The following is a 12,300-nucleotide window of genomic DNA, read 5'->3' as shown; positions in this document are numbered from 1 at the left end:
CATTTAATTAATGACGCGTTCCCAATTTTGAGTAGCAAATAAAAAAGCAATATACCCACGGACATTTAAAATATTAACATTCGTATCTTCTAACCAAATTTTGCATTTATATGTTTTTCCTTTACTAGGATTAATAATGGTTCCTCCTTCATAACCATTACCTTTCTTAATCATGTCCTTTAAAATTACCATACCAAGAATAGGTTTGTTTTTATAAGAGCCATCACATTTTGTGCATAACGCATCTTTGCGTTCTTTGTTCAATATTTCAACTATCTTCCCATAAACTTTTCCATTATCTCGATAAATTTCTACAATGGATTTTTCTTCTCCTGTTTCATCATCAATAGTTTTCCATTTACCAAAAATATCTTGACCATTAGAAAACATAGGTAGCACCAAAACCAAGCATATGAGTATGTTTTTTTTCATTTCTTTCTTTGTTTTTTCAAATTATTTAATGACGCATTAAGCTCATATCCTAATAACAAGATATTTGAATTAAGCCATAGGTATAACAGTAAAATTAATAGCGCACCTATTGAACCATAGAGCTTATTATACTGACTAAAATTCTCTATATAAATACCAAACAAGTACGATGTTAAAATAATTAAAAGTGTTGTAAACAAAGCGCCTACAGAGAAAAACTTAGAGTGCTTCCCCTCTTTAGTTCCAAAATAGTACAAAGTCGCTGTAGCTAAATAAACCATAATGACGAAAAACACATATTTTACTACATTGGTCCAAAACACCCCGCTATTACTCAAATCTATACCTGTATTCTCAAAAGCGTGAAGAACACCTTGTACTATGTATAGTTGGAAATACCCGAGAACAGCAATAGTAATGATAAGCAAAAATGCTAGAATGAGGGCGATGCTCATCGCATATAAATACTGCTTATAAATACTTCTTGTGGTTTGTTCATGATACGAATTCTCAAAACCTGAAAAAACAGCATTAACCCCATTTGCCATTAAAATGATGGATAGTAAAAATACTGATGACAGTAAGCCACCTCTTTGCGAATTATCAATATTTTCGAATATATTGGCAAAAAAGAAGTCGGAGGTACTAGGCGGTAAAAAAGACTCAAGAAATTTCAAAAACTCTATCTTAAAATCGTCAATTGGGATATAGGGTATAACTATTAAGACAAATAGTAAAAACGGAAATATTGCAGTAAAAAAACTAAAAGCTATGGCACTGGCTCTTGTTGTTAAAGCCCCCTTTACAATGCCCGTAATATACAACTCAATTAAATCGTAAAAAGACAAGCCCTCAAGCCCGGGAAGCTTCAACTTCTTTAATAAGCCAACCAATAAATTTATTACCGGAATCTTATCAAGTTTATCCTCAATGGGTTTTGTCATTAATATTTGTTTTGAGCTATCAAAACAAAGTTATTAAAATTAAGAATGTTTCTAGGTGCTCCTAAAAATTAAAAAAAGATTTCTTACTTCATGGCTTTTAAACTCAAATCCATGTTATGCACGGAATGTGTAAGTGCTCCACAAGATATATAGTTTACCCCGCATTCGGCATAATGCCTAATGGTAGTTTCATTAATATTCCCTGAAGATTCTGTCAAACATTTATCGCCAATCAATTGAACGGCCTTCCGTGTATCTTCGTAATCGAAATTATCCAATAAAATTCTATAAACACCGTCGTTGCTTAAAATTTCTTCTACCTCAACTAAATCCCTGGCTTCAACCATGATTTGTAAATTCTTACCAGTTTCTCTTAAGTACTGCTTAGACATTTCAATGGCCTTAGTTATTCCTCCGGCAAAATCAATATGATTGTCTTTAAGCATAATCATATCATAAAGTGCAAATCTATGATTTTCTCCCCCTCCAATTTTTACAGCCCATTTTTCTAAAACACGAATTCCTGGAGTGGTTTTTCTAGTATCTAAAATCCCTGTTTTTGTACCTTCAACAAGATTTACAAACGTTCTTGTTTTCGTAGCAATGGCGCTCATGCGTTGCATCGCATTAAGCACCGTTCTTTCAGCTTTTAAAATAGATTGTGATGGCCCTTCAATATACATGACCACATCTCCATATGTAACCTCTGTTCCATCTTCTATTCGAACATCTAATTTTAAATTCTTGTCCACATAAGCAAACACCTTTTTCGCAAAATTAACACCTCCTATTATCCCTTTATCTTTCACCAACAACTTTGCCTTTCCTCTTGCATTTTCAGGGATACAAGCTAATGAGCTATGGTCACCATCTCCTACATCTTCTCGAATAGCATTTGCAATTATCGATTTTACTTCGGTATCAAACTGCTCTTGTGTAATCATAATTTTTTTGAGATTTTGCAGCAAAAATAAGAAATTGATTTACTAAATTAAATTTTACTTTTACGAAATTTTTATTTTTCTTAATATTTCAATGCGTTATTCTTAAATACGAAAGACTAATTTTGATTTTATGACTATAAGACTTATTGCCATAGGCAAAACCGACAATAAAGCACTTATCCAATTAATGGATAATTATATAAAACGGCTTGGGCATTACATTAAGTTTTCCTTGGAAATTATTCCTGATATTAAGAATAGTAAAAACCTAAGTGAAAGCGTTCAAAAACAAAAAGAAGGAGAACTTATTTTAAAAAAGTTAAACCCATCGGATATTATGATATTACTTGATGAAAACGGAAAACAATTTGATTCGGTAGGTTTTTCTTCTTACCTGCAAAAACATATGAATTCAGGTATTAAACAACTGGTTTTTGTTATTGGAGGCCCTTATGGATTTTCGGAAGACCTCTATAAAAAATCAAATGGGAAACTGTCATTATCGAAAATGACCTTTTCCCATCAAATGATTCGTTTATTTTTTATCGAGCAACTTTACAGGGGTTTTACCATTTTAAAAAACGAACCCTACCATCATCGCTAGTGCGTTTTATAAACTTGCTTTCTTTTTTTAAGCTGGCGCTCTAAATCGCTAATGGTTTCTCTAACCGATACTTCAAAATTACGCTCATTAGATGTTGCAAATATTCTTGGACCTGGTAAACTTAACTCTATATTGCAAATTTTACCTTCAGTGTGATTCTTCTCATCTTGTTTAAAGTGTACAGACGCACTTATTAAAAACTCATATCTGTTAAAAATCTTTTCTAGTTTTTCTTTCGTGAAAGCTGAAAGTGTTTCGCTTACATCGACTCCTACATACTGAATGTTTACTGTCATAATCGTTCTCTTTTTTTATTTATATTTCATTGGAAAGATACAAGAATTTTGCACAACAGAAATTAACAAAAATCATAAAAAAACTATAAAAAAAATATCAAATTAAAGGTTCAAAGCAGATGAGATCCTTAGACCTATTGGCAGGTATTTTAACTTTCTAATATCTCTATTTGTTTAACTACTTGTAATTCTGTTACTGGAAATGGTTGTTCAAAAATCAAAGTGTCATAAACAGCATCGAACACCTTTAAATAGGATCCCTGAACAGATTTAATCTTTTCCGTTTTTGACACTTCATTATCTATAGTAACCAATACACCTTCTTGATTTGGCTGCTCCAACCCGAAGTTAGGGTCGTTTGGAGACAAACCAGATTGCAATTGTCTTTCTTGAGTATCGCATCGATGCTTAGTATATGATCCCTTTGAACCATGCAAGACAAACGCAGGTGGAATATTTGCCACCAATAAACTAGTGGTTAAAAAAACGTGCAGCCCATTTTTATACGTTAATTGAACATACGCATAATCATCTACTTCTGTATTTGGTCGGTTTTTACCAGTAAATTTTGTCCATTCAATTGGTTCCCCAAATAATGCCAATGCCGCATCAACCAAATGAGGACCCAAATTATATAAAACACCATTTCCAGGGACATTAGACTCTTTAGTGATATTATCAGAAATATTATACCTGTATCTATCATACCTAAAGTGTACTTCAATTAATTGCCCTAGTCTGCCAGATTCAACCATATGTTTCACAGATAAAAAATCACTATCATATCGCCTATTTTGAAATGGCATAATACATCGGTTTTGTTTGCTAGCTTCTTCATACAGGGCTTTTGCATGAGAAGCCTTAACAGTAAAAGGCTTCTCCACAAGTACGTGTTTTTTTGCTTTTAACGCTTTCATAGCAAATTCGAAATGCGTCGAGCTTGGGGTATTCACAACAACCAATTCAATATCAGCTTGTGCCAATAGATCGTCTACATTGTCATAGCTAATTATTTTAGGGTAAGTCATAATTGCCTTTTTAACGGATCGTTCTACAATAGCCGTTAGCTCAAAGCCAGGGTGTATCTTTAAAAACGGGCAATGAAATAGGCTACCCGACATACCAAAAGACAAGACTCCCGTTTTAATTATTCTATCCATATTTTCGAATTTATCCTTTTTTTTATTTCGTTTAAATCAATATCGCAGTAATTTTGAAATTTAAATATTTCTTTTTCATTATGCAACTCGTATTCGCAACCAATAACTTAAATAAATTAAAGGAAGTTCAAGCTCTAATACCTAAACATATTTCATTACTAAGTTTAAAAGATATTAATTGCTTGGAAGATATTCCTGAAACACAAAATACTATTGAAGGTAATGCCATACAAAAGGCGGAGTACATAAAATCTAATTATGGATACGATTGTTTTGCAGATGATACAGGCTTAGAGATTAATGCTTTAAACGGAGCTCCCGGAGTGTATTCGGCCAGATATGCAGGTCCTCAAAAAAATTCGGATGATAATATGAAAAAAGTGTTATCGGAATTAGAAAAGGGCTCCTCTCGAGAAGCCCAATTTAAAACGGTTATAGCCTTACATATTAAAGGAAAAGTCATAACATTTAAAGGTATTTGCAAAGGAGAAATAACTCAAGAAAAAATAGGAAAAAAAGGTTTTGGCTACGATCCCATTTTCAAACCTGAATCGTACCAAAAGACCTTTGCTCAAATGGATTTGGAATTAAAGAATAAAATTGGACACCGCGGAAAAGCAATAACCCAATTAGTTTCGTATTTAAGTTCTTTAGACTAATATTATAACAACAAAAAGGTAATACAGAGGTTGGTGGTTTCTTTTGTTTATCTTACTTTTAATCTATGATGACAGCAGAAGACATAGAAAAAGAAAATGCAGCTATTGCCAAGGCATACAAAGAACTACTTAAAGTAAGTTACACAACGCTCTCAAAGGAAGACAAGCACCTTATAAGACGTGCTTTTGAAGTTGCTTTAGATGGCCATAAAGATCAACGTAGGAAATCTGGCGAAGCCTACATTTTTCACCCTATAGCAGTTGCCAAAATTGTGGCCCAAGAAATAGGCTTGGATGCTACTTCCATAGCCGCGGCTTTACTTCACGATGTTGTTGAAGATAGCCCTGATTATGAAATCAAAGACATTGAAAAAGAGTTTGGAAAAACGATTGCTAAGATAGTAGATGGACTTACTAAAATTTCTTCATTGAGTAAGGAGAAAGATATGGACGTGTCTTTGCAAGCTGAGAACTTTCGAAAAATGTTACTTACACTTAATGACGACGTAAGAGTTATCATCATTAAAATAGCAGATAGGCTTCACAACATGCAAACCATGGATTCTATGAGGCCAGACAAGCAGGATAAAATAGCCTCTGAAACCTTATATATTTATGCCCCGCTAGCACATCGTATTGGACTGTACACCATTAAAACTCAACTAGAAGATTTAAGTTTAAAATATACGGAACCCGATGTTTACAACGACATTTTAAATAAAATCAAAGAAAGTAAAGAGCAGCAAGATTTATACATTGAACAATTTAGTGATGTTGTTAAAAAAGCATTGGATAAAGAACATTTTGAATACACCATAAAAGGGCGACCAAAATCAATCTTTTCCATTCGAAAGAAAATGTTAAATCAAGGCGTTTCTTTTGATGAAGTTTATGATAAATTCGCTATTCGAATAATTTATAAGAGCGATATTGCTAATGAAAAATTCCTTGCTTGGAAAATCTACTCTATTGTTACCGATCATTTTAGGCCCAACCCTCTGAGGTTAAGAGATTGGATTACCTCTCCCAAAACCACCGGCTACGAAGCATTGCATATTACTGTGATGGGGCCCAAAGGGCGTTGGGTAGAAGTTCAGGTACGTAGTGAACGTATGAATGAAATTGCCGAAAAAGGGTATGCTGCGCATTATAAATACAAACAAGATGGTGAAAAAGAAGATAGTCTTGAGAACTGGATTAATAAGCTTCAAGAAGCCTTAGAAAGTACTGAGAGTAACGCTGTAGACTTTGTAGAACAATTTAAGCTGAATTTATACTCCCAAGAAATTTATGTCTTTACTCCCAAAGGAGATTTAAAATCATTACCTAAAGGTGCTACGTCCTTAGATTTCGCTTTTAATATTCATACTGAGGTAGGTATGAAAACCCGTGGTGCCAAAGTTAATGGCAAATTAGTGCCACTTAGCCATGAATTACAAACAGGTGATCAAGTAGAAATATTAACCTCAGAAAGTGCAAAACCAAACCCTAACTGGTTAGAATACGCGACTACAGCCCGAGCAAGAGGTAAAATTAAATCTGCTTTAAAAGAAGATCGAAAAATAATTGGTGAAGAAGGCAAGGAAATATTAAGAAGAAAACTAAAACAGCTAAAAATTAACCTTGACGAAAAGACCGTTAATGAATTGGTTAACTACTTCAAGCTCAAAACAAGTTTAGACTTATTTTACCGCGTTGGCATTGGGTTTATTGACAACGCCATGCTCAAGAATTTCGCGTCTTCTAGAAGTAATGCCTTAATGAGTTTTATAAAAAACAAAATTTCTAGAAAGGCGCCACCGTCAAAAGAACAGCTTGAAAAAAATGAAGTCACCTCAAACTACGATTTACTTGTTTTTGGCAAAGACGAAGAAAAGTTAGATTATAAGCTAGCTAATTGCTGTAATCCTATTCCTGGAGACAAGGTATTTGGTTTTTTAACTGTTTCCGAAGGTATAAAAGTTCATAAAAAAAACTGTCCGAATGCGTTAAGTCTGCAATCTAATTACGCCTACAGAATCATGACCGCCAAATGGGTGGATTCGACGCAGCGCGAGTTTTCTGCTAAAATTGCACTCACTGGCATAGACCATATTGGACTGGTAAATGAAATTACAACCATTGTTTCTGAAAACATGCATGTGAATATGAAGAGTCTTAGTTTTGAGAGTAACGATGGCCTGTTTTCTGGAAAAATAAGTGTTGTAGTTAAAAACAATACCATAATCAAAAAACTGCTTGATAAACTAAAAAAAATTAATGGTATAGATAAGGTTACTAGAGTGTAAAAAAAGTGTAAATTTGCCAGGCAATTATGAATTCAAAATCAGACTCAAAAAATCAAGAGATCGTTAAAAGCGTTTTTACAAGCTTTTTAGAAACAAACGGACATAGAAAAACACCGGAGCGCTACGCTATACTTCAAGAAATTTATAACAGTAATGAGCATTTCGATATAGAATCTCTATATCTAAATATGAAAAACAAAAAGTACCGGGTTTCGCGAGCTACACTGTACAACACCATAGAATTACTTTTAGAATGTGGCTTGGTTAGAAAACACCAATTTGGTCAGAATCAAGCGCATTATGAAAAATCTTATTTTGATAGACAACACGATCATGTCATACTAACCGATACAGGCGAGGTAATTGAGTTTTGTGATCCCAGAATTCAGTCAATAAAGAAAACAATCGAAGAAATTTTCGATATAGAAATAAACAACCATTCACTCTATTTTTACGGAAATAGAAAATCAACAACAAATAACTAATTTTAAAATGGCAGTAGATTTACTACTTGGACTACAATGGGGCGACGAAGGCAAAGGAAAGATTGTTGACGTGCTTACATCAAATTATAACATTATTGCACGTTTTCAAGGCGGACCAAATGCGGGCCATACTCTAGTTTTTAACGGAAGGAAACATGTTTTGCATACGATTCCTTCAGGAATTTTTCATGAAGATGCCACAAATTTAGTTGGAAATGGCGTGGTTATCGATCCAGTTATCTTTAAAGGAGAACTTGATAAGCTTGCAGAGCAAAATGTAGACTTTAGAAAATCGCTGTTAATATCGCGTAAAGCTCATATTATCCTTCCTACACACCGCCTTTTAGACGCGGCTAGTGAAGCTTCAAAAGGAAAAGCAAAAATTGGTTCTACCTTAAAAGGAATTGGGCCAACATATATGGATAAAACTGGTAGAAATGGTATTCGCGTTGGCGATTTAGAATTAAGTGATTGGAAAGAACGTTATAGAGCACTTGCGGACAAGCACGAATCTATGATTGCTTACTATAATGTAGATATTGAGTACGATTTAAAGGAATTAGAAGCAGAGTTTTTTAAAGCCGTAGAGGTTCTAAAATCTCTAACGTTTATTGATTCGGAAGAATATATTTACCAAGCTCAAAAATCTGGTCAGTCTATTCTTGCTGAGGGAGCACAAGGATCTTTATTAGATATAGATTTTGGAACCTATCCATTTGTAACTTCTAGTAACACCACGGCGGCAGGAGCGTGCACTGGTTTGGGTGTTGCGCCAAACCAAATAGGTGAAGTTTTTGGTATTTTTAAGGCTTATACCACACGTGTTGGTTCAGGGCCGTTCCCAACAGAGTTATTCGATGAAGATGGCGCTACTATGGCAAAAGTGGGTAATGAGTTTGGAGCTACCACAGGACGTCCAAGACGTTGTGGCTGGCTAGATCTTGTTGCTTTAAAATACGCCTGCCAAGTAAATGGTGTTACCCAGTTAATGATGATGAAAGGCGACGTGCTTTCTGGCTTTAAAACCTTAAAAGTTTGTACTGCTTATAACTATCAGGGAGAAACTATTTCTCATTTACCTTATAATATAGAAGCTGAAAATGTAGAGCCTATCTATACTGATTTCAGTGGATGGAATGAAGATTTAACTGAAATGTCGGATGCTTCACAAATGCCAGAAGCATTGCACGACTATATAGCATTTTTGGAAAAAGAACTTGAAATCCCTATTACTATTGTCTCAGTAGGCCCAGATAGAAAACAAACTATTTTCAGAAAAGAACTTGTATAGTTTAGAATAATAGATTTTAAAAAAACGCTCCAAATAATTTTGGGGCGTTTTTTGTTACAACAACAAAAACACCATATTAATCGTTATTTTTGCGACAAACTTTTTACATTTTGAATAAACTACAAGTTTTTCTTTGTTCATATATTATAGTCTCGTTTTCAGTAGCAACTTCATTAAGCGCTCAGACTAAAAAAAAGATTGAAATTGAATACGCAGGTAAACTCACAATTGATGAAGCCAATTATCCAGGGGCCAAAGTTTTAACGCGCGATGACAAGCAACAAGTCCACATAAAACATGGCGGAGCAAATATGTGGTGTGATAAAGCGTTTCATTACACTAAGGAAAACTTCATTGAAGCCTTTGGCAATGTGCTTATTAAAGAAGGTGACACTATTAATATGACCTCTAAATATGTTGAATATAGCGGCATAACAGAATTGGCATTTGCAAGCGGAGATGTTGTTTTAAAAGATCCAAACTCTACGATATCTTGCGATACTTTGTATTTTGATAGAACTAAACAGCAAGCTTATTATAGAAGTGGAGGTACAGTTGTTAAGGATTCTTCAGGAACAATTACCAGTCAAATAGGACGGTATTACATGAAAACCAAAAAATATCAGTTTGTTAATGATGTCGTTTTAGTAAACAAAGAATCTACCATTAATTCTAACTATTTCGATTTTTATTCCGATACTGGTCATGCCTATCTATTTGGCCCCTCTACTATTACCACCCCCACCAGTAAAACCTATTGTGAAAAAGGGTTTTATGATACGGAAACTAAAATAGGACACGCCCTTAAAAATGCTAAAATAAATTATGACAACCGAATTGTTGAAGGAGACAGTCTTTACTTTGACAATAATAAGAGCTTCGCATCTGCATCAAACAACATTGTTGTTACAGACACTATTAACAAAAGTATTATTAAAGGTCATTATGCCGAAGTTTACAGAGAAAAAGACTCCTTATTTATAACTAAAAGAGCTCTTGCCATAACCATTCAAGAAAACGATTCCATTTACATGCATGCCGATCGAATTATGGTAACTGGTAAGCCAGAAGAACGTATTTTAAACGCTTATTACAATGCCAAAATTTACAAATCGGATTTAAGTGGCAAAGCCGACTCTATTAATTCCAATCAAAAAACTGGATTAACCAAACTCATCAATATTTCTAGCTTCAGTTCAGAAGATAAGTTTTCTGTAAATCGAAGACCAGTCATTTGGAATATTGAAAATCAAATGACAGGAGATACGATTCATCTGTATTCCAATAATGATACTGAAAAAATAGATTCTCTCGTAGTTTTTAACGATGCATTTATAATTAGTAAAGATACAATTAGTGCTAATGGGTATAATCAAATAAAAGGACTCTCTTTAGTTGGATTATTTAACGACAAAAACGAACTTAACCAAGTCGATATTACTAGAAACGCCCAGTCTATTTTTTATGCGAGAAATGACCAACAAGAACTTATAGGTATAGATAAAGCCAAATCGGGTAGTATATCTATTCTATTTGAAGAAGGGGCTATCGAATCTTATTCACGTTTCAATCAGGTTGATGGCACCTTGTACCCTGAGTCCATGTATCCTAAAAAAGAATTACTCTTAAAGGGCTTTGATTGGCGGGACAGTGAACGTCCGCGGAATGTTGAGGATTTATTTATTGATGACGATTTATATGAGTTACCCGTAATTAAGGGATTAGACGATTACGTTCCTCAAGAAGAATTTCTAGATGAAGACATGATTGAGCGGGTTAAAGAAGCTGAAGAAAGTAGCCCCTCTGGCATCAAAGAACCCTCTAAAGCATCGAGAAACCTTCCATACAGGTCTCAGAGTCAAAAAGACTCTCTCTTATTGTCTGCGAAAGAAATAAAGAAACCAGCGCAGTCCATTAAAAATGAAGGTATTAAATAAATGACTTCAGACTTTTATAAATATCAGACCCAAACATCCCCTCACCCATTAGGAATGGAAATAGCCCGTGCAGAAGGCTCTTATATTTTCGACACTAATAATAAAGCCTATCTAGATTTTGTTGCTGGGGTATCTGCCTGTCCATTAGGTCATAGACATCCGAAAGTGATTTCTGCCATAAAAGAACAACTTGATAAGTATTTACATGTTATGGTTTATGGGGAGTATATTCAAAATCCAGCTGTAGAACTTGCTAAGCTTATAGCCAAAAACACAGAACCTTCTTTAGAAACAACCTATCTAACAAATTCAGGAACCGAAGCTATTGAAGGTGCTTTAAAACTAGCCAAACGCGCTACAGGGCGCAGTGAAATTATAGCCACGAACAGAGCATACCACGGAAATACTATGGGCTCTTTAAGTGTTATGGGGTATGAAGAACGCAAACAAGCATTTAGGCCACTTATCCCGGGGGTAAAGTTTATAGATTTTAATAATCAAAAACAACTTTCAGAAATAACAGAACAAACGGCTTGTGTTATTTTAGAAACTATACAGGGAGGTGCTGGTTTTATTGAACCAACCAATAATTATTTGTTAAAAGTAAAACAAAGATGTAAAGAGGTTAAGGCCTTACTTATTCTGGATGAGATACAGCCTGGTATTGGAAGAACAGGAAAACTGTTTGGTTATCAACATTATAATTGCATTCCTGATATTTTAGTTACTGGCAAAGGTCTAGGGGGCGGTATGCCTATAGGTGCCTTTACAAGCTCTGCTAAACTAATGGCCTTGTTACAAGACAAACCTAAACTTGGTCATATTACCACTTTTGGTGGACATCCCGTGATAGCTGCTTCGGCGCTTGCGACCCTTAAAGAGATTACAACTTCTAACTTAATGGTATTGGCATTAGAAAAAGAACAACTTATTCGTTCTTTACTTGTACACCCATTAATTCAAGAAATAAGAGGAAAAGGGCTTATGTTGGCCCTAATAACGCCATCAACGGGTATTACCAACGCTTTAATACTTGAAGCTCAAGAAAGAGGCCTTATATTATTCTGGTTACTTTTTGAGCCCAAAGCAGTTAGAATTACGCCACCTCTTACTATCTCTAACGATGAAATAGTTAAAGGATGTCATCTCATTATTAGCATTTTAGATGATTTAAAGACATAACCTTATTTGTTTAACAAATTGATTTTCAAGACAAAACCATTAAAAACGGCATAACTGTTGATTACTTTGTTAAAAACA

The 12,300-nt window shown here is 34.5% G+C and carries 12 protein-coding genes; 7 read left to right on the top strand and 5 right to left on the bottom strand.

Translation table 11 applies throughout. The annotated features are described in order from the left end of the window. Nucleotides 1-3: 3 nt before the first annotated feature. The 3 genes from E5D58_RS04700 to nadC form a co-directional block, all read right to left on the bottom strand. Nucleotides 4-432: a DUF2147 domain-containing protein gene (locus E5D58_RS04700; protein ID WP_136480687.1), complete on the bottom strand. Its 429-nt coding sequence runs from the start codon at nt 430-432 to the stop codon at nt 4-6. Further along, nucleotides 429-1,376, bottom strand: coding sequence for a YihY/virulence factor BrkB family protein (locus tag E5D58_RS04695; protein ID WP_136480686.1), 948 nt, complete (start codon nt 1,374-1,376; stop codon nt 429-431). The genes E5D58_RS04700 and E5D58_RS04695 overlap by 4 nt, the downstream gene beginning before the upstream one ends. An 83-nt stretch (nt 1,377-1,459) precedes the next feature. Continuing rightward, a complete protein-coding gene (nadC, locus tag E5D58_RS04690; protein ID WP_136480685.1) occupies nt 1,460-2,320 on the bottom strand; it encodes a carboxylating nicotinate-nucleotide diphosphorylase in 861 nt (286 codons plus the stop codon). 130 nt (nt 2,321-2,450) lie between these two features. On the opposite strand from nadC, the gene rlmH reads away from it, so the two are divergent. Continuing rightward, nucleotides 2,451-2,924 carry a 23S rRNA (pseudouridine(1915)-N(3))-methyltransferase RlmH gene (gene rlmH / locus E5D58_RS04685; protein ID WP_136480684.1) on the top strand — a complete coding sequence of 158 codons (474 nt, stop codon included), beginning with the start codon at nt 2,451-2,453 and terminating at the stop codon, nt 2,922-2,924. On the opposite strand, the gene hpf is transcribed toward rlmH, so the two are convergent. Together hpf and E5D58_RS04675 are read right to left on the bottom strand one after the other, a co-directional pair. Beyond that, entirely contained in the window at nt 2,921-3,220 is a 300-nt protein-coding gene (hpf, locus tag E5D58_RS04680) for a ribosome hibernation-promoting factor, HPF/YfiA family (protein WP_136480683.1), read from the bottom strand. The genes rlmH and hpf overlap by 4 nt on opposite strands. Before the next feature lie 149 nt (nt 3,221-3,369). Continuing rightward, nucleotides 3,370-4,380, bottom strand: coding sequence for a Gfo/Idh/MocA family protein (locus E5D58_RS04675; RefSeq protein ID WP_136480682.1), 1,011 nt, complete (start codon nt 4,378-4,380; stop codon nt 3,370-3,372). An 80-nt stretch (nt 4,381-4,460) separates the two neighbouring features. Here E5D58_RS04675 and E5D58_RS04670 point away from each other — a divergent pair, with 80 nt between their 5' ends. From E5D58_RS04670 to E5D58_RS04645, 6 genes are all read left to right on the top strand, one after another. Continuing rightward, nucleotides 4,461-5,039 carry a non-canonical purine NTP diphosphatase gene (locus tag E5D58_RS04670; protein WP_136480681.1) on the top strand — a complete coding sequence of 193 codons (579 nt, stop codon included), beginning with the start codon at nt 4,461-4,463 and terminating at the stop codon, nt 5,037-5,039. A gap of 68 nt (nt 5,040-5,107) precedes the next feature. Continuing rightward, nucleotides 5,108-7,327 carry a RelA/SpoT family protein gene (locus E5D58_RS04665; RefSeq protein WP_136480984.1) on the top strand — a complete coding sequence of 740 codons (2,220 nt, stop codon included), beginning with the start codon at nt 5,108-5,110 and terminating at the stop codon, nt 7,325-7,327. A 26-nt stretch (nt 7,328-7,353) separates the two neighbouring features. Further along, a complete protein-coding gene (locus E5D58_RS04660; RefSeq protein WP_136480680.1) occupies nt 7,354-7,812 on the top strand; it encodes a Fur family transcriptional regulator in 459 nt (152 codons plus the stop codon). 7 nt (nt 7,813-7,819) lie between these two features. Further along, nucleotides 7,820-9,103: an adenylosuccinate synthase gene (locus E5D58_RS04655; protein WP_136480679.1), complete on the top strand. Its 1,284-nt coding sequence runs from the start codon at nt 7,820-7,822 to the stop codon at nt 9,101-9,103. A 110-nt stretch (nt 9,104-9,213) separates the two neighbouring features. Continuing rightward, complete coding sequence (locus E5D58_RS04650) at nt 9,214-11,040, top strand: OstA-like protein (protein ID WP_136480678.1); 1,827 nt, start codon at nt 9,214-9,216, stop codon at nt 11,038-11,040. Continuing rightward, complete coding sequence (locus E5D58_RS04645; RefSeq protein WP_136480677.1) at nt 11,041-12,222, top strand: aspartate aminotransferase family protein; 1,182 nt, start codon at nt 11,041-11,043, stop codon at nt 12,220-12,222. The last annotated feature ends 78 nt before the right edge of the window (nt 12,223-12,300 follow it).

It is taken from the genome of Cognatitamlana onchidii (genome assembly GCF_004804355.1).
Classification (GTDB): domain Bacteria; phylum Bacteroidota; class Bacteroidia; order Flavobacteriales; family Flavobacteriaceae; genus Cognatitamlana; species Cognatitamlana onchidii.
Note: the sequence above shows the minus strand (reverse complement) of the source record. Positions and strands in the feature narration are given on the sequence as shown.